Below are 19,281 nucleotides of genomic sequence, written 5' to 3' on the forward strand. Positions count from 1 at the left end.
TCCCTCCCCGACTCGGGTGGTGTACGCCTTGAGGATGGCGATGACGACCGAGACCCTGGTCGGCGGGATGCCGGACCCGGTACACGCGCCGCCTGCGGTCGCGTTCGACGAGGTGACGAAGGGGTAGGTGCCGTGGTCGACGTCGAGCAGGGTGGCCTGACCGGCCTCCAGGAGCACGGTCTTGCCGTCGTTGAGGGCACGCTCGAGCACCAGGGAGGTGTCGGCGACCATCGGACGCAGGCGCTCGGCATATCCGAGCAGCTCCTCCATCACCTCGTCCACCTCGACCGCGCGCCGGTTGTAGATCTTGGCGAGGACCTGGTTCTTGAGCGCCAGCGCGGCCTCGACCTTCTGGCGCAGGATCTTCTCGTCGAACAGGTCCTGCACGCGGATGCCGTTGCGGGCCATCTTGTCGGCGTACGTGGGGCCGATGCCGCGCCCGGTGGTGCCGATCTTGCGCGACCCCAGGAACCGCTCGGTGACCTTGTCGAGGACTCGGTTGTAGGGCGCGATGACGTGGGCGTTGGCACTGACCAGGAGACCCGAGGTGTCCACGCCTCGTGCCTCGAGCCCGTCGATCTCCTCGAACAGCACGGCGAGGTCCACCACGACGCCGTTGCCGATGACCGGCGTGCAGCCCGGAGTGAGGATGCCCGAGGGGAGCAGGTGCAGTGCGTACTTCTCGCGCTTGCCGTCCTGCTCGATCACGATCGTGTGACCGGCATTGTTGCCACCGTTGAACTTGACGACGTAGTCGACGTCGCCACCCATCAGGTCGGTGGCCTTGCCTTTGCCCTCGTCGCCCCACTGGGCGCCCACGAGCACGATTGCGGGCATAGCGCCGCACCTCTCCTCAACCTGGGGATCCGAACCCCCGAAGGCTACCGGTCGCCTAGAACCCGAGCTCGCGGGCGGCCGTCGGGGAGGAGTCGCGCAGGAACTGGGCGCAGCGCTGCTCCTCGTCGACCTCGCCGATCGCCCCGGCCGCCTTGGCCAGGGCAGCCAGCGCCCGCAGGAAGCCGCGGTTGGGCTCGTGCTCCCACGGAACCGGTCCCTGACCGCGCCAGCCGTTCTTGCGCAGCGAGTCCAGGGCGCGGTGGTAGCCGGTGCGCGCGTAGGCGTAGCCCTCGACCGTGCGACCGTCGGCGAGCGCGTCCTCGGCCAGCGTGGCCCAGGCCACCGACGACGTCGGGTATGCCGCTGCCACCTGGTCAGCGGCCACACCGGCCTCCAGCTTGGCGGCGGCCGGGTCCACAGGGAGGCGGGTCTCGGGGATGCCGAGGAGGTTCTCGCTCACTGGTGCGTCCCGGCGCTGCGCAGGTTCTGGCAGGCCTCGACCACGCGGGCCGCCATGCCGGCCTCGGCCTCCTTGCCCCAGGCGCGAGGGTCGTAGGCCTTCTTGTTGCCGACCTCGCCGTCGATCTTGAGGACACCGTCGTAGTTGGTGAACATGTACCCCGCCACGGGCCGGGTGAACGCGTACTGGGTATCGGTGTCGATGTTCATCTTGACGACGCCGTAGTCGACCGCGGCCGCGATCTCCTCCGGAGCCGAGCCGGAGCCTCCGTGGAACACGAGGTGGAACGGCTTGTCGTCGGCGGTGTCGAGCTCCTTGTGGACGGCCTCCTGGGCGGCCTTGAGGATCTCCGGGCGCAGCTTGACGTTGCCCGGCTTGTACACGCCGTGCACGTTGCCGAAGGTCAGGGCGGTCATGTAGTAGCCGTGCTCGCCGGTGCCGAGCGCTCGCGCCGTGGCGATGGCGTCCTGCGGCGTGGAGTAGAGCTTCTCGTCGATCTTGCCCTCGACGCCGTCCTCCTCGCCGCCGACGACGCCTACCTCGATCTCGAGGATGACGTGGGCCGCCTGGCACGCCGCGAGGAGGTCACGCGCGATCTCGAGGTTCTCGTCGAGCGGCACGGCCGAGCCGTCCCACATGTGCGACTGGAACCAGGGGTTGCCACCGGCCTTGACCCGCTCGGTGCTGGCGGCCAGCAGCGGCCGGACGAAGCCGTCGAGCTTGTCCTTGGGGCAGTGGTCGGTGTGCAGGGCGATGTTGACGTCGTACTTCTTCGCGACCTCGTGGGCATAGGCGGCGAGCGCCAGGGAGCCCGAGACCATGTCCTTGACGGTCGGCCCGGACAGGTACTCGGCTCCGCCGGTGGAGACCTGGACGATGCCGTCACTGCCCGCCTCGGCGAAGCCGCGGATCGCGGCGTTGAGCGTCTGCGAGGACGACACGTTGATCGCGGGATACGCGAAGGACCCGGCCTTCGCGCGGTCCAGCATGTCGGCATACACCTCAGGGGTGGCGATGGGCATGGGAAGTCTCCTTCGACTCGTCCGTGGCGTCGCCGCCGATCCTTCCATGCCGGTCGCCCCCGGCGACAGCCGTATCGTTTCCCTGGCACGGCGACAGTTGGTTCAGGGATGCGCTGATGGAGGAGTGGTCGGCGGCGGTCCGCTGGCCCGGGCACCCCACGAGCCCTTCTCCGACGATCGTTGGCCAGCGCGCGGCCGAGGAGCCGACGCGGGCCGCCTCACGTGGCCGGGTCGAGGACGTAGGGGGTCGTGGTGGCGACCTGGCGCAGGCCCAGCCGCTGGAGGATCGGCCGCGAGTTCGGCGAGGCGTCCACCCTGACGTGGCGCGCACCTCTGGCGAGGGCCAGGCGGGCGCGGTACCCGACGCCTGCGCGATAGAGCCCACGGCGGCGGAACTCGGGCAGTGTCGAGCCGCCCCACAGCCCGCAGAAGTCGGTCTCCCTGGTGAGCCGCACCCAGCTGGCCGTGACGACGAGCCCGTCGTCCACGCGCTCGACCAGGCACCCCTGCACGTGCGCTGGGTCGGCGGCAAGCTCTTCGAAGTGCTTGCCTGTGACCCATGACTTGTCCGTGCCCCAGACGCTCTCGTTGAAGGCCGCCACGGCCGGCAGATCCGAGGCCACGATGGCCCGCAGCCGCAGCCCCTCGGGCACCGACTGGTCGAGGTCGGCCAACACCAGGAGGTCGCCGAGCACCAGCGCCTCGACCTCCTGCCCCTCGAAGCCCGCCGCCGTCAGCCGCGAGCCCAGGTCGGCCGGCTGGTCATAGGAGTACGTCTTCCACTCCACTGGCTGCCCGCGTCGGGCGAAGAAGTCACGTTGCGCGGCGATCACGGCATCCGGGTCGTCACCCAGCCCCTCCGGGCTCTCGATCATCGCCCCACGCTGCGCGGGGTCCGGTGGGTAGTGACGGTGCACCAGGCCGTCCCGCTCGACGACGAACCCCGCCTCGGCGTCGCGGTCGGGCAGGCGGATCTGCCGGTGGAAGCTCTCGAGGAGCGGGTCACTCCTCACCTGGGTACCGTCTGACCGAAGACATGCCTGCGCACCCAGGCGTGCATGGCGACCGCGGCGGCTGCGCCCGCGTTGATGGACCGCGTCGAACCGAACTGCTCGATGTGCAGCACCGCCTCGCACGCCTCTCGCATCGGCGCCGACAGCCCCGGCCCCTCCTGGCCGAAGACGAGCACGCACTCGCGAGGGAGGTCGTAGGTCTCGAGCGGACGCGAGCCCGGCAGGTTGTCGACCCCGATGAGGGGTATGCCGGTGCCGTCCGTCCCGGCGCGCGCCGCCCACGCGACGAGGTCCCCGACCTCTGGATGGTGGTGCTCGTGCTGGTAGCGGTCGGTCACCATGGCCCCGCGACGGTTCCAGCGCCGCTTGCCCACGATGTGGAAGGCCTGGGCGTTGAAGGCGTTGGCGGTGCGGATGACCGAGCCGATGTTGAAGTCGTGCCCCCAGTTCTCGACCGCGACGTGGAAGCCGTGCCGCCTGCTGTCCAGGTCGGCCACGATGGCCTCGTGCCGCCAGTAGCGGTAGGAGTCGACCACGTTGCGCCGGTCGCCGTCGCGCAGCAGATCGGCATCCCAGTGGTCCCCGAGGGGCCATTGGCCCGGCCACGGGCCCACGCCCACCTGCTCCTCCACGGGGGTCAGCCTAGGTGCAGCCTCAGTGGCTCCTCAGGGCACCGACAGCCGAACGGCATACGCTGGACGCGTGATGCACTCCTCGAGCTCGAACTACATGGACCCCCAGTGGCTCCTGACGCACTTCGGCAACCAGTTCTTCTGGGTCAGCGCCGCCATCGTCTTCGTGGAATGCGGGCTGCTGTTTCCCCTGCTCCCCGGCGACTCGCTGCTGTTCGCGATCGGGCTGTTCATCAGCACGGGCAGCTTCAGCATGAACCTCGTCCTGGCGATGGTGCTGCTGAGTGTGGCGGCGTTCGCCGGCAACGTGATCGGCTACGAGATCGGGCGCGCGGTCGGCCGGCCGCTCTACAACCGCGACGGCCGCATCCTCAAGCGCAAGTACTTCGACGAGAGCCACGCCTTCTTCGAGAAGCACGGCGCCAAGGCCCTGGTCATCGGCCGGTTCGTGCCGGTGGTGCGCACCTTCATCACCGTGGTCGCGGGGGTCAGCCGGATGGAGCGGCGGCACTTCTTCGTCTGGAGCGCGGTCGGCGCCGTGAGCTGGGTCTGGGTGGTCACGCTGCTCGGCTACTTCCTGGGTCACGCGTTCCCCGCCCTCAAGGACCACTTGGAGCTGGCCATCCTCGCGGTGGTCGCGGTCTCGCTCATCCCCATGGTCGTCGAGGTCCTGCGCGCCCGGAGGGCCCGCCCCACGGTCGAGACCACCGCCGCCGAGCGCGCCGAGGAGGTCGGCGAGCGCCCCTGACACCTGAGCGCCCCTGACACCTGAGCGCCCCTGAGGCACGGGCGCGTACGGCCCCTGAGCGGACCGTTCGCCCGGGTCACACCACTCAGGTCGTGCCCCGCTTGGTCCAGCGGAAGGTCCTCGCGCACAGCACAAGGCCGACCAGGCACCAGGCGACCAGGACGAGGGCCGTGCGCCCCGGCTCCCAGGTGCGGGCCATCTCCTGGGTCTGCCAGTCCTCGGGATAGAACACCGACCGCATGCCCTGGGCGATCCACTTCAGCGGAAAGACCGAGGCCACCTGCTTGAGCCACACCGGCAGGTCCCTGAACGCGAAGTACACCCCCGAGATGAACTGCAGGATCAGCATCGGCGCGATCACGATCGCACCCGCCGACCGCGCTGACGAGGCCAGGGACGAGTAGGCGATCCCGAGGACGGTCCCCGTCGCGACGCCCAGCAGGTACACCCATGCGAAGGTCAGCCAGTGCGCGCCGTCGGACGGCAGCCGCACCCCGAAGGCGAGTGCCGCCAGGGCGACCAGCAGGGCGAACTGCGCCAGCGAGGTGAGCGCGACCAGCCCGACCTTGCCGAGGAAGTAGGACAGCGGCGGCATCGGGGTGGCTCGCAGGCGTTTGAGCGTGCCGTCGTCCCGCTCGGCAGACACACCGAGCGCCATCGACTGGAAGCTGGTGAGCATGACGCCCGCCGCCGCCATCCCTGGCAGGAAGAACCGCGCCGCGTTGACCTCGGACGTCCTCCCGAAGGTGCCGCCGAAGATCGTCGCGAACATCGCCAGCATGAGGATGGGGAAGACGAACGAGAAGAAGACGGCCTCCTTCTCGCGGAAGTACATCTTGAGCTCGAGGATGGTGCGGTCCCAGCCGATCGCGAGCGCGTTCATGCGACGACGTCCGTGCGCGGCTGCGCCGAGTCCGCCCCGACCTGCGCGTGGGGCGCGATGAGGGCCAGATAGGTGTCCTCGAGCGACGGCCTGGTGACCGTGAGCTTGGGGATCTCGCCCCCCAGCCGCTCAGCAAGTGAGGCCACCAGCTGGGTGGGGGTGCCGGTCCGCTCGGTATGCCGCCCGCCCGCCTGGTCCTCCCAGGTCACCGTCGCCTCGGACGAGGCCCGCCCACCCAGGTTGGCCGGAGTGTCGACCGCGAGCATCCGACCCGCCGCGATCACGCCGACCCGGTCCGCCAGGTGCTCGGCCTCGTCGAGGTAGTGGGTCGTCAGGACCATCGTGGTGCCGCCGTCGGCGAGACTGCGGATCAGGTCCCAGAAGTCACGCCTCGCCTGCGGGTCGAAGCCCGTCGTCGGCTCGTCCAGGAACAGCAGCTCGGGAGTGCCCACGATCCCGAGACCCACGTCGAGCCGCCGGCGCTGCCCACCGCTGAGCTTGCCGACCCGGTCGTCGGCCTTGTCGAGCAGGCCGACCGCGGCGAGGACCTCGTCGACGTCGCGGGGGCGGCGATAGACCTTGGCGGTACTCGCCAGCGCCTCGCGGGGCGTGATGAGGTCGAGGCCCGTGGAGGTCTGCAGGACGATGCCGATGCGGCTGCGCCACTCCAGCCCGCCTCGGACCGGGTCCCGCCCCAGCACGCTCACGTCTCCTGCGTCACGGCGCCGGAACCCCTCGAGGATCTCGACGGTCGTCGTCTTGCCCGCCCCGTTAGGTCCCAGCAGGGCGAAGATCTCACCGGCCTCGATCCGCAGGTCGATCCCGTCGACCGCCGGGCGGCCGGCATACGCCTTGCGCAGCCCCCTCATGCTGACCGGTGCGTCCACGTCTCCCTCCTAGCGCGAGAAGTCGACCTTGACCGGCTCGCGCTCCTCGCCCTCGGTTTCGAAGTACTCGGCGCGCCCGACATGGAACAGCCCCGCCACGACGTTGGAGGGCACCGTCTCGACCCGGGTGTTGAGCTGGCGGACGTTGGCGTTGTAGTAGCGGCGCGACGCGGCGATGCGGTCCTCGGTCGAGGTGAGCTCACCCTGCAGGGACAGGAAGCTTTGGTTGGCCTTGAGGTCGGGGTACGCCTCGGCGACGGCGAGCAGGCGGCCGAGGGCGGCGGAGAGCAGCCCCTCGCTCTGGGCCTGTTGCGCCGGGCTCTGGCCACCCGCCATGGCGACCGACCGCGCCTTGATGACGTCCTCGAGCGTGCCCCGCTCGTGCGCGGCATAGCCCTTGACCGTCTCGACCAGGTTGCCGATCAGGTCATGGCGCCGCTTGAGCTCGACGTCGATCTGCCGCCAGGCCTCCTGCACGAGGTTGCGCAGCCGGATCAGGCCGTTGTAGGTCCCCACCGCCCACAGCACCAGCAGCACGACCACCACGCCGATGACGATCCACGCGACCATGGGACTCCCCTGTCCTTGTGAGTGCGGTTCGATCGTAGTCGAGCACCACCGACACCCGTTTGCCCGTGCGGTCGGAGGGGCAACCGACAGCCATGCACGAGACGACGACAGACATCCCCGCACAGTCGCAGCAGTGGCCCGGCCGGACCGCCGACATGACCCCCACCCCCGACCATGGCGAGACCAGCTGGGTGGGCCGAGACCGCCTGACCGGCAAGCGGGCCCTGGTCACCGGCGGCGACTCCGGCATCGGGCGCGCGGTCGCGATCGCCTTCGCGAAGGAGGGCGCCGACCTCGCCATCTCCTACCTGCCGCAGGAGCAGGAGGACGCCGAGGAGACGAAAGCGCAGGTCGAGGCAGCCGGTCGCACGTGCCACCTCATCCCGGCCGACGTCCGCTCCTCCGAGGCGGCCAAGCGCGTCGCCGCGGAGGCGATCGAGGCGCTCGGCGGGCTCGACGTGCTGGTGAGCAACGCGGCATACCAGATGGCGCAGCCCGACCTCGAGTCGTTCCCGGACGACCAGCTCGAGCGGACGTTCCAGACCAACATGTTCGCAACCTTCTGGCTGGTGCAGGCCGTCGCGCCGCAGCTGAAGCCCGGGTCCGCGATCCTGGTCACGACCTCGATCCAGGCGTTCTCGCCGTCCGAGCCGCTGCTCGACTACGCCGCCACCAAGGCCGCCCTGAACAACTACATGGTCAACCTCGCGGCGATGCTCGGACCCAAGGGGATCCGCGTGAACGCGGTGGCGCCAGGACCCATCTGGACCCCGCTGATCCCGGCGACGTTCGACGAGGACAAGGTCAAGGGGTTCGGCAGCGACACCCCGCTCGGACGGGCCGGGCAGCCGACCGAGGTGGCGGCGGCCTACGTGTTCCTTGCCTCCGACGAGGCCAGCTACGTCTCGGGGACCGTGCTCGGCGTCACGGGGGGCAAGCCCGTCTTCTGATCGGTCCGGTGAGCTGCGAGGCGAGCGGTCAGGCCAGGCCGAGCTCGTCGAGGCCGTAGACGAAGCGGTACTCCAGACCCGCCTCGGCGAACTTCTCGGCGGCCCCCGTGGCCCGGTCGGCGATCGTCGCGACGGCGACGACCTCGGCACCGGCCTCGCGGGCTGCGGTGGCGGCCTCCAGCGGCGACGCGCCCGTGGTCGAGGTGTCCTCGACGATGACCACCCGGCGACCCTCGATGGACGGGCCCTCGATGCGCTGCTGGAGCCCGTGGGCCTTGCCGGCCTTGCGCACCACGAACGCGTCGGTGCGCTCACCGGCGGCCGCGCTCGCGTGCAGGATCGCCGTGGCCACCGGGTCTGCGCCCAGGGTGAGGCCGCCCACGGCGTCGAAGGCGAGGTCCTTGACCAGGTCGCGCATCACGATGCCCACCAACGGCGCCGCCTCGCCGTCGAGGGTGATCCGGCGCAGGTCGACGTAGTAGTCGGCCTCGCGGCCCGACGACAGGGTCACCCGGCCGTGCACGATGGCCTTGTCCTTGACGATCTCGAGCAGGCGGGCACGGGCGGCAGCGGTGTCGGTCACGGTCCGTCAGCCTACCGAGCAGGCGGTGCCGTATGCCGCGAGGTCACCTCGCGGCATACGCGTCAGGCCTTGGGGCGGTGGACCGTCCGCGCGCGCTTGCGCACGACCGACCGGGGAAGGACGCGCAGGGCGGCCACGATGGCCTTGTACTGGGGCCCGGGGACGGAGACGACCTTGCCCTTGGCGACGTCGTCGAGGCAGTCACGGACGAGCCGCTTGGCGTCGAGCCACATGAAGCCGGGCAGGCTCGACATGTTGAGGCCGGCGCGGTCATGGAACTCGGTGTGGGTGAACCCGGGGCACAGCGCCGTGGCCGTGACACCGCTCCCCGCGAGCTCGGCCGACAGTCCCTCGGTGAAGACGGTGACGAAGGACTTCTCGGCCGAGTAGGTGCCCGAGGTGATGAACGAGGCGACCGACGACACGTTGACGATCGCGCCGTGGCCGCGCCGGCGCATCGCCCCGGCGGCGGCGTGGGACAGCACGAGGACAGCCCGGCACAGCACGTCGAAGACGGCCTCCTCCTGGCTGATGTCGTTGTCGAGGAAGCGCTTCTTGAGCGAGTAGCCAGCGTTGTTGACCAGCAGGTCTACAGGCCGGGCCGGGTCGCCGAGCCGCTCCGCGACCTTGCCGGTCTCGGCCCGGTCGCTGAGGTCCGCGACGAGGATCTCCGTGTCGACGCCATAGGTGGCCTGCAGCTCGTCGGAGACGTTCTCGAGCCTCGCCCGGTCACGGGCGACCAGCACCAGATCGTGCCCCCGCTCGGCGAGCTGGTGAGCGAAGGACAGGCCGATGCCGGCCGTGGCGCCGGTGACGAGGGCAGTACTCATGGAGCCCACTGTAGGGCGGCCCCTTAGGCTTGCCGGGTGCGTATCGCGACCTGGAACGTCAACTCCATCCGCTCTCGCATCGACCGGGTCGAGGCCTGGCTGCAGCGCAGCGACGTGGATGTCCTGTTGATCCAGGAGACGAAGGCGACGGATGCGCAGTTCCCGTTCGACCGGTTGAAGGCTCTTGGGTACGAGGTCGCCCACCACGGGCTCAACCACTGGAACGGCGTGGCGATCCTCTCGCGGGTGGGGCTGAGCGACGTCGAGGCGTCGTTCGCGCAGGCTCCCGCGTGGGGCGAGCCGCCGGTCGTGGAGGCGCGCGCGCTGACGGCGACGTGCGGCGGCATACGGGTCACGTCGGTCTATGTGCCCAACGGGCGCCACATCGGCGACCCCCACATGGCCTACAAGCTGTCCTGGCTCGCCGAGCTGCGCAACCATGCCGAGCAGTGGGTGGCCAGCGGCCAGCCCGCCGCGATCATGGGCGACTGGAACATCGCGCCCCAGGACGAGGACGTCTGGTCGATGGAGTACTACCTCGACAAGAGCCACGTGTCGCCTCAGGAGCGCGCGGCCTTCCAGGCCATCCTCGACACGGGCTTCGTCGACGTGGTGCGCCCGCACACCCCCGGGCCGGGCACGTACACGTACTGGGACTACACGCGTCTGGCGTTCCAGAAGCGGCGCGGCATGCGGATTGACTTCATCCTGGGCTCACCGCCGTTCGCCGCCCGCGTGACCGGAGCCGCGATCGACCGCGAGGAGCGCAAGGGCCAGGGCGCCTCCGACCACGCTCCCGTCGTCGTCGAGCTGGAGGACTGACCATGTCCCGCACGTTCACCGTGGCCGCGCCCGACGGCGCCCTGCTCCAGGTGCAGGAGTGGCCGGCCGACCCACCCGGCGACGGGCCGACCGTCGTCCTCGAGCATGGCTGGACCCTGACCCGGGCGTCATGGCTGCCCGTCATCGAGCAGCTGGTCGAGCGCGGCCTGCGGGTCGTCGCCTACGACCAGCGCGGCCATGGCGGCTCGGGACCGCTCAGGGGACGGCCCACCGTGCGTGGACTGGGCGACGACCTCGCCGCCGTCCTCGACGTCGTGGCCCCGAGCGGGCCGGTCGTGCTCGGCGGCCACTCGATGGGTGGCATGACCGTGATGGCGTATGCCGGGCTGCACCCCGAGGAGTTCGCCTCCCGCGTCGTGGGCGTCGTGTTGGTGTCGACCTCCGCCGGCGACCTCCGGCGCACCGGGCTGCGGTCGCTCGAGGCCCGGGCCATGTGGCTCGCCTCACGGATGCCCCGAGTGGCGGCCGGGCGGCTGGTGACCACACGGAGCCAGCGGCACCTGCTGTTCGGTGCGCACCCCGACCCCGAGCACGTGCGCCTGACGCGCGACCAGGTGGCCAGCACGGCCCTACCCACCATGGGCCGGTTCTACAGCGCGCTGAGCGAGCACGACGAGGCCGAGGCCCTGGCCCAGCTGGAGGGCGTGCCGACCGTGGTGCTCGTCGGCGACCGCGACAGGCTGACCCCGCAGCGCCATGCCGAGCGCCTCGCGGAGCTCGTGCCCCACGCCGAGCTGCGGGTGTTGGAGGGCTGCGGTCACATGCTCGGCTACGAAGCCACCGACGAGGTGGTCTCGGCCCTGTGTTCAGTCGTCGAGGCGGCGCAGGCCGAGGCCCGCTGAGGCGGCCGCACCCAGCAGGGCCGCCACCGCCGCGCCGGCGAACACCGTCTGCACCTGCACCACACCGGCCGACACCAGGGCGTGGGTGTCGCCCTGGTCCGGCAGCGCGGCGACCGTGGCGTAGTAGCGGTGCAGCCCGATGGCCGTCAGCAGCGACAACCCCACGACCATGCCGACCATTCGGCACATCACGACCAGCGCGCTCGCGGTCCCCTGGGCACCGATGGGCGCCGCGGCCAGCGCGGCGTTGTTGACGGGAGCGACGGCCAGCCCCACGCCCAGACCCACGGCCAACAGGACGGCTGTCGCGCTGGGCGCGGCGAGCGTTCCCTCACCCCAGCGGCTCATGAGGAGCAGCCCCGCGCCCGCGACGCCCAGCCCGGTCAGGGCGACCAGCCCGTCCCCCAGCCGCCGCAGCGACCAGCCCCCGAGCAGGGCGCCGAGCGGCACGGCGACCAGGAAGCGCACCAGCACGAAAGCGGCGACCGTCTCGCTGGAGGTGTACGTGAGCCGCGCGAGCACCGGCACGTCGACGACGACGGCGACCAGCACGACGCCGGCGAGTGCGCTCACGACCAGGGCGACCCCGGCGCGGCTGCGGACGACCCCTCTGGCGACCAGGGGTGAGGCGGCCGTCCGGTGCCTCCACAGATAGCCCGCGAGCGCGACCGCAGCCAGGGGCAGGAGCAGCCATCCCGCCGCTCCGACAACCTGTCGCTGGGGGTCGCTCGCCGCGAAGGTCAGGACCACGCATCCCAGCGCCCCGCCCAGGAGCAGCGCGCCGGGCAGGTCCGCCCGTCGCAGCAGGGACCAGGCGCGTGGCACCGTGACCGCGAGCCAGAGCACGAGCAGCACCAGCGCCACCACGCCGATCGGCGTGGTGAGGCGGCTGGTGGAGCTGCCGAACGGCACGAACGGGACGCCCAGGGTTACGTCGGTGGCCAGTCGGTCCGGGGCGTCGAGGGCGAGTGCACCCGTCACCAGGGCCAAGGCACCGACCACCAGAGGTATGCCGCGTGGTCGCGCGAGCCGGCGCCCGCCCAGAACGGTCACCACCGCCGCGAGCACCAGGCCGGCGACGGCGTTGAGCCAGAAGATGGTCCGCCACCCAGACACGGCCAGCACCGCCGCCCCGAACACCGGGCCCAGCACGCTGCCGAGCTCCTGCACCGCGCCCACCACACCGAGCGGCATACCCCTGCGTCCGGGTGGCCAGAGGTCCGCCACCAGGGCGAGGGTCGCGGGCACCAGGCCGCCACCGCCCACGCCCTGAAGCACCCGGCCGGTGACCAGCACCGGCAGCTCCACGGCGAGGGCGGTGACCGCCGAGCCGACCACGAACATGGCCAGGCAGGCGACCAGCACGCGTTGACGGGCCACGAGATCGGCGATCCGGCCGATCAGTGGGAGCACTGCGACGTAGCCCAGCAGGAAGCCGGAGACGATGGGCGTCGCCTTCTGGAGCGCGTCGACGCTGAGGCCGACGCCGGTCATCATGTCGGTGAGCGCGAGCACGACGACGTAGGTGTCGGCCGCGGCCAGGGCGACGGCCACCGACGCGGTGGCCAGCAGTGCCCTAGGGGCGGCTGATGGCAACGGGCTGGGCCAGGGTCTTGAGGCCGACGGTGTACGTCGAGATGGACCCGGCGTAGAAGGGGCCCTTGAGGACGATGCTGCGGAGCTCACCACCGGGGTCCGTCAGCCCGTAGGTCACGTCGAACGTCCCCGAGCGGTCACCGACCACGAGCAGGTCGGCGACGGCCGCACCCGGGAGCTGGCCGGTGATCGTGTGGAGGACGTCGGAGCCCGAGCGCACCGTCGGCCCCTGGGCGAGGTGGGTGGTGAGCGGCAGGAGGCTCGTGATGCCGGTCTGCCGGTTGAAGAGCTGGGCTGGGTTGGGAGCGCCGTAGGTCTTGGGGTCGACCTTGACGTAGCCCGGCGTGAAGAACTTCATGAAGACGTCCTGGTCGACCGCGATGACGGCGACCGTGCCGGTGACCCCTGCGACCGAGGCGTTGAGCGTTCCCTTGAAGGACGGGGGCGAGAACAGGCCCGTGCCGGTGCCGCCCGAGACGCCCGACGCCGAGGCGGGGAGCCCGGAGGCCGACAGGGTGAGCGCGACGGCCGGGCTCTTCTCCAGACCGATGCGCGCGGTGGCGAGCTGTGCCGCCGGGGGCTTCTTCGCCGCCGGCGCCTTCGTCGCGCCAGAGCACCCCGCGAGCGTCAGTGCGAGCGCGCCGGCGACGGCTAGCTGCCGGAGGGCCGTGGCACGAGACATGCGCCCACCGTAGTAGCCGCGGACGCGCCGTCAGGGAAGGCGAGCCGTACCCCGCGGGCGCACCCTGAGCCACCGGTCCTGTTCCTGTCCTGCGAACCGCTCCTTGGGCCCCTCGACGGCATCAACCTCGACGGCATCAACCTCAACGCCAGCGGCTGGGTCGGCGCCGGCTGGACCCTCCCCGAGGCGGTCAGCCGGCTCGCCCGGCGAACTGATTCGACGGAGCTCCTCGGACGCCCGGGCGGACAGCGAACACTGCGCCCGCAGCAGGGTCCTCGTGATCGGCGAGTCCCTGACGGGAGGTCGTGACGTAGAGAACATCGAGGTCGGCGCCCCCGAACGCGCAGGCGCTCACCTGGCGGGCGCCGACCTCCACCACCTCGAGGAGCTCGCCAACCGGGGAGTATCGGTGCACGGCACTGCCGCCCCACAGAGCCACCCAGAGCGCCCCCTCCGAGTCGATCGTCAGTCCATCGGGCTCGGCCGCGAGGTGGTCGAGGGTGACAAGCGGGCGCCGTTCGAGAAAGCGCCCACCCTCCGCGTCGAAGCCGAACGCGTCGATCCTTCGCGTCGCGCTGTCGACGTAGAACACCTGATGGCCATCCAGCGACCAGGCCATCCCGTTGGAGATGGTCACCCCGTTCAGAACCGGGTGGACCGTCAGGTCCGTATCGAGCCGGTATACGGTGCCAGCGCCCAGACGCGCGTCGTAGGCCATCGAGCCGCAGTAGAACCGTCCTCGCGGGTCGCACGCGCCGTCGTTCATCCGAAGCCGGACATCCGCGAACGCCGGGATCAGGGGGCCTACGGCTCCGTCAGAGTCGACAAGCACGAACCCGCGCTCCACGGCGACGACCAGACCGCCGTCGCGACACGGCCGCCATGCGGCGGCTACGTCGCCCACGTGCTGGCGCCGAACCGGGACATCGAGCGTCACCACATCGCCGGCGAGCATGTCGACCAACCGCAGGACACCGGCGTCCGCATCCCACGCCGGGCCTTCGCCGTGGTGGGTGATCACCCCTGTCACCTGCTCGGCGCGTATCACCACTCCGCCCAGGTGCCGTCGGCGAGCCGCCAGGTCGGCGACCGCCAGCTATGCCCGATCTCGTCTGCACGCCGTACCGCGTTCTCGTCGACCGCGATTCCTAGCCCAGGCGCGGTGGGCCGTTCCAGGTGCCCATCGACGATCGTGAAGACGGCGGGATCGACGAGATAGTCGAGCAAGTCGGCCCCGTCGTTGTAGTGGATGCCAAGGCTCTGTTCCTGGATCAGCACGTTGGGAGTCGCGAAGTCCACTTGCACGCACGCCGCCAGAGCGATCGGGCCGAGTGGGCAGTGTGGAGCGAGCGACGCCCCGTACGTTTCGGCCAGCGCTGCGATCCGACGCACCTCGGAGATGCCGCCCGCATGGGACAGATCTGGCTGCACCACACTGACCCCCGCTTGGAGGACAGGCAGGAATTGCGCCCGCGAGAAGAGTCGTTCGCCGGTCGCAACCGGGATGCGCGACAGCGCTACTAGCTCGCCGAGCACGTGGTCCAGCTCCGGGACAAGAACCTCCTCGACGAACAGTGGCGCTGCGGGCTCGAGCAGCGGCAACAGCCGCCGGACGTTCGCCTTCGACACCCTTCCGTGGAAGTCCAACGCGAAGTCGCGGTCCGGGCCGAGCACCTCCCGCGCGACCTCGGCCCGCCGCACCGCGGCACGAGTCTCTGCTGCCGTAGCGATCGGTGCCATCGGGCCGCACAGGTTCATCTTCACTGCCGTCAGACCTGCGTGGACCTGGGCCTCGATTTGGTCGGCGACCTCTTCCGGGCTGTCTCCGCCCACCCAACCGTAGACACGGAGGCGGTCGCGCACCGGGCCGCCGAGCAACTCGTGAACAGGCGCCTCGCGGACCTTTCCGGCGATGTCCCATAGCGCCTGGTCCAAGCCCGACACGGCGCTCGACATCTCCGGCCCCCCTCGGTAGAAGCCGCCTTTGGTCATCAGCTGCCAATGATCCTCGATCCGCAACGGGTTCTCCCCGACGAGGAACTGGGCGAGCTCGTGCACCGCCGTACGCACAACGGTTGCCCGACCCTCGACGACCGGCTCGCCCCAGCCGCTGATGCCCTCGTCAGTGCTGACCTTGCAGAACAACCAGCGCGGGGCGACCTGGAAAGTCTCCACCTTTGTGATCCTCATCAGGCGTACCTCACCCCGAGGCCGCCGTCGACCGACCAGTCCGCGCCGGTGACATAGGACGCCGCTTCGGATGCGAGGAAGCACACCACCGAGGCCACCTCGTCGGGCGTTCCGATCCGGCCAAGCGGCTGAGCGGACATCACCTCGGCCTCGAAGCCAGTCCGCGCAGTGAACTGATCCTCGACCTGCGGGGTCCGGATGTAGCCAGGGCTCACACTGTTGACCCTGATCCCATACGGCGCGACCTCCAGCGCCAGGCTGCGGGTCAGGCCTACCAGTCCCGCCTTCGCTGCTGCGTAAGGGAACATCCCCTGCGCCGTAAGTCGGGCGTGCAGCGAGGCGAGGTTCACGATTGCACCCGATCGGGCGGTGACCATCGCCGGCAGCACCTCACGGGCGCAGAGCCAAGCCGCCTTGAGGTCGACGGCGAACAGCCCGTCCCAGTCGCCCTCGGTCATGGAAACTGGGTTGTAGGAGGCGTTTCTGCCGGCGTTGTTGACCAGAACTGTCGGCGCCCCGACCTGCGTGGCGAGTTGGGCCAGGGCCCTCCGAACCGACGCCGGGTCGGCGACATCACCCACCGCGGCCGCGACGCCCGGCTCGTCGACCACGGCGAGATCGATGACCCCGACCCGAGCGCCCGCGCGCAGCGCGGTGCGGGCGATCGCGGCGCCGATGCCCTGCGCTCCCCCAGTGACGACCACGACCTCACCATCGAGTAGAGCTCGCCCGCCCATACCTTCCCCTTCATAAAGTATTACAATATGATTGTTGATCATCGCATCAGCGACGCCGACCGGTCAAGACCCCCCGAAGAGGAAGAACTCCGATGAACGAAGCGACTCTCGACCTCGCCACCGTGGGCGAGGTCATGGGGCTCCTCCTCGCGCCTCCCGGCCAGACGCTGGACCGGGCCGCCAGGCTGCGCGCCTCGTATGCCGGCGCCGAGTCGACGGTCGCCGTGGGACTGGCCCGACTCGGGCACCGCGTCCACCTGACCACCCGCCTGGGCCAGGACAGCTTTGGAGCCCGGATCAGGCGTGAGCTGCGCGCGGAAGGGGTGGAGGTTTCCGCCGCCGCGGACCCCGTCCGGCCCACCGGAATCCTCCTGCGCGATGCCTCTGTCGTGCACCCGGTCACGGTTGAGTACCACCGTGTCGGTAGCGCAGCGAGCGGACTGACCCCCGACGCGCTCGACCCGGCGAAGATCGGTGGCGCTCGGCTCCTGCATATCACCGGAATCACGGCCGCTCTGTCGCCAAGCGGCTTCGAGACCATCGTGCACGCCGCCGGGATCGCGCGGGCTGCCGCCGTCCCCGTCTGCCTCGATCCGAACGTCCGGCTCCGGCTGGCCTCCCCTGAACGATGGGCGGTGATTCTGGAGCGGCTCTCCAGGCTGGCCGACATCGTGCTTACCGGTGCAGACGACGCCGCCGTCGTCACTGACGAGGATCCCGCCGCGTGGTTCCTCGATCGCGGCGCTCGTATCGTCGTGGTCAAGGACGGGGCTCGGGGCGCGCGCGAGGTCGGTCCCCAGGGCCGCCACCAGCAACCGGCGCTGGGCACGGTCCTTGCCGACCCTGTCGGAGCGGGTGATGCGTTCGCTGCTGGCTGGCTGTCGGGCTATCTGCGCGGCGAAGCTCCGCCAGAGCGACTTCGCCGAGCGGCGGTGACCGCAGCCTGTGCAATCTCCGTGCCCGGTGACGTCGACGGTCTGCCCGATGGCGCGACCTTGCAGCGGGTTCTTGACGAGCACGCCGACGTGGCGAGATGAGGAGGGCACTATGACTGCGAATGACGTCATGAGCCGCATACGCCGCAGCGGCGTTGTCGGGATCGTGCGGGCGGGCGATCCCGATACCGCTCGGGAGAAGGCCACACGACTCCAGGACGCCGGGCTACCGGTGCTCGAGATCTCCCTGACCACGCCGGGCGCGCTCGAGGTCATCCGCGCGGCAGCTGCGCGGCAGGTCGGCATCGTGGGCGCAGGCACCGTGCTCAACTCCCGCCAGGCCACACAGGTCATCGAGGCCGGCGCGCAGGTGGTGGTCACGCCGGCGTTCGACGGCGAGGTGCTCCAGGTTGCCGTCGAGAACGACGTCGCCTGCATCCCGGGCTGCCTGACTCCGACTGAGATGCTCAATGCCATGCGACTTGGGGCCCACGCGGTAAAGATCTTTCCAGCGCACCTGTGGTCGCCTGAAGCTCTAGCCGGGCTTCTCGAGGCGATGCCTGAGCTGGTGTGCGTTCCGACGGGCGGCGTCTCGCCATCGTCGGCGCCCGCTTGGATCCAGGCAGGCGCCGCCGCGGTTGGCGTCGGCTCCTCGCTCACGTCGGTCGGCGACACCCGGACTGTCGTGGATTCACTGCTCGGGTCGATTGCGGCGGTACGGTCGTCGGGATGAGTGAGCACTCGCCCGAACGTGGTCGCGGTCTGCACCAGGCGGTGGTCGACGAGCTGGGAGCCCAGATCGTCTCGGGCGCACTGGCCCCTGGCACCGTGATCACGGCCGCACTGCTCGGTGAGCGCATGGGCGTCTCCCGGACGGTCCTGCGAGAGGGGATCCGTGTGCTGGAGTCGAAGGGCCTCGTGCAACCCTGGCCGAAGACTGGGACCAGGGTCCTCGACCACACCCACTGGGACCTCCTCGATCGGGACGTGATCCGCTGGCGGGTGCGCGGTCCCGACCGTGCACGCCAGTTCGGCGAGCTCATGGACCTGCGCCGAGCGGTGGAGGCCGCGGCGGCGCGCTCCTGCTGCGACCTCGCCACCCCGGAGGAGGTCGACGCCCTGCTGGCTTGCGCGGACGAGCTGCGCCGCAGTGGCACCGCAGGTGACCTCGAGGCCTTCACCGCTGCCGACATGCGCTTTCACGCACTACTCTTGTCCGCCTCGCACAACCTCGTCTTCGACCAGCTCGCCGGGTCGTTCGCCGCGACGCTTGAGGCCCGCGCGGACCTCAAGACCCTGCCACAACACATCCACCGGGACACCCTCGACGCCCATCTCGAGGTTGCTCGCGCCATCGCCGACCGGGATCACGATCGCGCTGAGCGGGCCGTCCGTACCATCGTCGACCAGTCCCGGTCCGAGGCGCTCGACCGGCTCGGGTCCTGAGTGCGCCGATCGACCCAGGACCCGAGCCGTGCTCTCACGGCGAGCTGACTGCGAGGTCGTCGCAGTAGCCCAGAGCATTGCCACTGGGCTTGTAGCAGTACACGGTCGCACTCGTCGCCGTCGGGCCCGTCGTGAACGAGACCGATCCCATCGCATAGGTCGACGACGCCACCGGAGCCCAGACCTCACCGGCACCACCGAAGTCCTTGACCCCGATCCTGATCGGCTCGGACGGATCCACCGAACGAGCCCACCCAGACACCGTGTAGGTCGTGTTGGGCTGTACCGGCACCACCTGCTCCGCCGACGACTGGCCCGGCCCTACCTGCAGGGCGTAGCTCCCTGTCCGCGCATTCCCTGCCACGACCTGCGCCCCTCCCCACGTCGACCACATGCCCAGATCGCCAGACTCGAAGCCGCCGTTGGAGACCAACGGGGTCCACTCAGCGACAGCCAGGTCGTCGCAGTAGCCCAGAGCATTGCCACTGGGCTTGTAGCAGTACACGGTCGCACTCGTCGCCGTCGGGCCCGTCGTGAACGTGACCGATCCCCTTGCATAGGTCGGCGACGCTACCGGCGTCCAGACCTCACCGTT

The 19,281-nt window shown here is 70.4% G+C and carries 23 protein-coding genes; 7 read left to right on the forward strand and 16 right to left on the reverse strand.

The genetic code is table 11. From position 1 onward, the window contains the following. From VGN50_RS10790 to VGN50_RS10810, 5 genes are all read right to left on the reverse strand, one after another. Positions 1-837, reverse strand: an 837-nt coding sequence (locus VGN50_RS10790; RefSeq protein ID WP_327444772.1) for an adenylosuccinate synthetase, incomplete at its 3' end; no start/stop codon positions are given. A 55-nt stretch (positions 838-892) separates the two neighbouring features. Beyond that, on the reverse strand, positions 893-1,297 hold the full coding sequence (locus tag VGN50_RS10795; protein ID WP_327444773.1) for a DUF3151 domain-containing protein: 405 nt from the start codon (positions 1,295-1,297) through the stop codon (positions 893-895). Next, positions 1,294-2,319, reverse strand: coding sequence for a class II fructose-bisphosphate aldolase (gene fbaA / locus VGN50_RS10800; RefSeq protein WP_327444775.1), 1,026 nt, complete (start codon positions 2,317-2,319; stop codon positions 1,294-1,296). The genes VGN50_RS10795 and fbaA overlap by 4 nt, the downstream gene beginning before the upstream one ends. Positions 2,320-2,537: 218 nt before the next feature. Further along, on the reverse strand, positions 2,538-3,332 hold the full coding sequence (locus tag VGN50_RS10805; RefSeq protein WP_327444776.1) for a hypothetical protein: 795 nt from the start codon (positions 3,330-3,332) through the stop codon (positions 2,538-2,540). Further along, positions 3,329-3,964 (reverse strand): TrmH family RNA methyltransferase, encoded by a 636-nt coding sequence (locus tag VGN50_RS10810; RefSeq protein ID WP_327444777.1) that lies wholly within the window; start codon positions 3,962-3,964, stop codon positions 3,329-3,331. The genes VGN50_RS10805 and VGN50_RS10810 overlap by 4 nt, the downstream gene beginning before the upstream one ends. Before the next feature lie 73 nt (positions 3,965-4,037). Here VGN50_RS10810 and VGN50_RS10815 point away from each other — a divergent pair, with 73 nt between their 5' ends. After that, on the forward strand, positions 4,038-4,712 hold the full coding sequence (locus VGN50_RS10815) for a DedA family protein (RefSeq protein WP_327444795.1): 675 nt from the start codon (positions 4,038-4,040) through the stop codon (positions 4,710-4,712). 85 nt (positions 4,713-4,797) lie between these two features. Here the strand turns inward: VGN50_RS10815 and VGN50_RS10820 are convergent, their stop codons facing one another. From VGN50_RS10820 to VGN50_RS10830, 3 genes are read right to left on the reverse strand one after another with little or no spacing between them, the layout of a single operon-like run. Continuing rightward, positions 4,798-5,595: an ABC transporter permease gene (locus VGN50_RS10820; RefSeq protein ID WP_327444778.1), complete on the reverse strand. Its 798-nt coding sequence runs from the start codon at positions 5,593-5,595 to the stop codon at positions 4,798-4,800. Further along, positions 5,592-6,464 carry an ABC transporter ATP-binding protein gene (locus VGN50_RS10825; protein ID WP_327444796.1) on the reverse strand — a complete coding sequence of 291 codons (873 nt, stop codon included), beginning with the start codon at positions 6,462-6,464 and terminating at the stop codon, positions 5,592-5,594. The genes VGN50_RS10820 and VGN50_RS10825 overlap by 4 nt, the downstream gene beginning before the upstream one ends. 27 nt (positions 6,465-6,491) lie before the next feature. After that, the gene (locus VGN50_RS10830) at positions 6,492-7,052 is read right to left on the reverse strand and encodes a LemA family protein (protein WP_327444779.1); all 561 of its coding nucleotides are present in this window, start codon (positions 7,050-7,052) and stop codon (positions 6,492-6,494) included. Between the two features lie 92 nt (positions 7,053-7,144). On the opposite strand from VGN50_RS10830, the gene VGN50_RS10835 reads away from it, so the two are divergent. After that, the gene (locus tag VGN50_RS10835) at positions 7,145-8,002 is read left to right on the forward strand and encodes an SDR family oxidoreductase (protein WP_327444780.1); all 858 of its coding nucleotides are present in this window, start codon (positions 7,145-7,147) and stop codon (positions 8,000-8,002) included. A 28-nt stretch (positions 8,003-8,030) separates the two neighbouring features. On the opposite strand, the gene pyrE is transcribed toward VGN50_RS10835, so the two are convergent. Then, positions 8,031-8,585, reverse strand: coding sequence for an orotate phosphoribosyltransferase (gene pyrE, locus VGN50_RS10840; RefSeq protein ID WP_327444781.1), 555 nt, complete (start codon positions 8,583-8,585; stop codon positions 8,031-8,033). Positions 8,586-8,647: 62 nt separating this feature from the next. Next, positions 8,648-9,415 (reverse strand): SDR family oxidoreductase, encoded by a 768-nt coding sequence (locus VGN50_RS10845; protein ID WP_327444782.1) that lies wholly within the window; start codon positions 9,413-9,415, stop codon positions 8,648-8,650. A 36-nt stretch (positions 9,416-9,451) separates the two neighbouring features. On the opposite strand from VGN50_RS10845, the gene VGN50_RS10850 reads away from it, so the two are divergent. Further along, on the forward strand, positions 9,452-10,237 hold the full coding sequence (locus VGN50_RS10850; RefSeq protein WP_327444783.1) for an exodeoxyribonuclease III: 786 nt from the start codon (positions 9,452-9,454) through the stop codon (positions 10,235-10,237). A 2-nt stretch (positions 10,238-10,239) separates the two neighbouring features. Then, the gene (locus tag VGN50_RS10855) at positions 10,240-11,100 is read left to right on the forward strand and encodes an alpha/beta hydrolase (RefSeq protein ID WP_327444784.1); all 861 of its coding nucleotides are present in this window, start codon (positions 10,240-10,242) and stop codon (positions 11,098-11,100) included. Here the strand turns inward: VGN50_RS10855 and VGN50_RS10860 are convergent. The 5 genes from VGN50_RS10860 to VGN50_RS10880 form a co-directional block, all read right to left on the reverse strand. After that, complete coding sequence (locus VGN50_RS10860; protein ID WP_327444785.1) at positions 11,065-12,654, reverse strand: MFS transporter; 1,590 nt, start codon at positions 12,652-12,654, stop codon at positions 11,065-11,067. The two genes, VGN50_RS10855 and VGN50_RS10860, sit on opposite strands and share 36 nt — an antisense overlap. 22 nt (positions 12,655-12,676) lie before the next feature. Beyond that, on the reverse strand, positions 12,677-13,378 hold the full coding sequence (locus VGN50_RS10865) for an LppX_LprAFG lipoprotein (RefSeq protein ID WP_327444786.1): 702 nt from the start codon (positions 13,376-13,378) through the stop codon (positions 12,677-12,679). A gap of 190 nt (positions 13,379-13,568) precedes the next feature. After that, entirely contained in the window at positions 13,569-14,399 is an 831-nt protein-coding gene (locus tag VGN50_RS10870; protein ID WP_327444787.1) for an SMP-30/gluconolactonase/LRE family protein, read from the reverse strand. Between the two features lie 23 nt (positions 14,400-14,422). Then, the gene (dgoD, locus tag VGN50_RS10875) at positions 14,423-15,568 is read right to left on the reverse strand and encodes a galactonate dehydratase (protein ID WP_327444788.1); all 1,146 of its coding nucleotides are present in this window, start codon (positions 15,566-15,568) and stop codon (positions 14,423-14,425) included. Beyond that, positions 15,568-16,305: an SDR family NAD(P)-dependent oxidoreductase gene (locus tag VGN50_RS10880; protein ID WP_327444789.1), complete on the reverse strand. Its 738-nt coding sequence runs from the start codon at positions 16,303-16,305 to the stop codon at positions 15,568-15,570. The genes dgoD and VGN50_RS10880 overlap by 1 nt, the downstream gene beginning before the upstream one ends. A gap of 92 nt (positions 16,306-16,397) precedes the next feature. Between VGN50_RS10880 and VGN50_RS10885 the strand changes: the two genes are divergently transcribed. From VGN50_RS10885 to VGN50_RS10895, 3 genes are read left to right on the forward strand one after another with little or no spacing between them, the layout of a single operon-like run. Then, on the forward strand, positions 16,398-17,342 hold the full coding sequence (locus VGN50_RS10885; RefSeq protein WP_327444790.1) for a sugar kinase: 945 nt from the start codon (positions 16,398-16,400) through the stop codon (positions 17,340-17,342). A 28-nt stretch (positions 17,343-17,370) separates the two neighbouring features. After that, the gene (locus tag VGN50_RS10890; RefSeq protein ID WP_327444791.1) at positions 17,371-17,973 is read left to right on the forward strand and encodes a bifunctional 4-hydroxy-2-oxoglutarate aldolase/2-dehydro-3-deoxy-phosphogluconate aldolase; all 603 of its coding nucleotides are present in this window, start codon (positions 17,371-17,373) and stop codon (positions 17,971-17,973) included. After that, complete coding sequence (locus tag VGN50_RS10895; RefSeq protein WP_327444793.1) at positions 17,970-18,686, forward strand: FadR/GntR family transcriptional regulator; 717 nt, start codon at positions 17,970-17,972, stop codon at positions 18,684-18,686. The genes VGN50_RS10890 and VGN50_RS10895 overlap by 4 nt, the downstream gene beginning before the upstream one ends. Positions 18,687-18,720: 34 nt before the next feature. Here the strand turns inward: VGN50_RS10895 and VGN50_RS10900 are convergent. After that, on the reverse strand, positions 18,721-19,281 hold a 561-nt coding region (locus VGN50_RS10900; protein WP_327444794.1), incomplete at its 5' end, for a carbohydrate binding domain-containing protein.

The organism is Pedococcus sp. (genome assembly GCF_036000045.1).
Classification (GTDB): domain Bacteria; phylum Actinomycetota; class Actinomycetes; order Actinomycetales; family Dermatophilaceae; genus Pedococcus.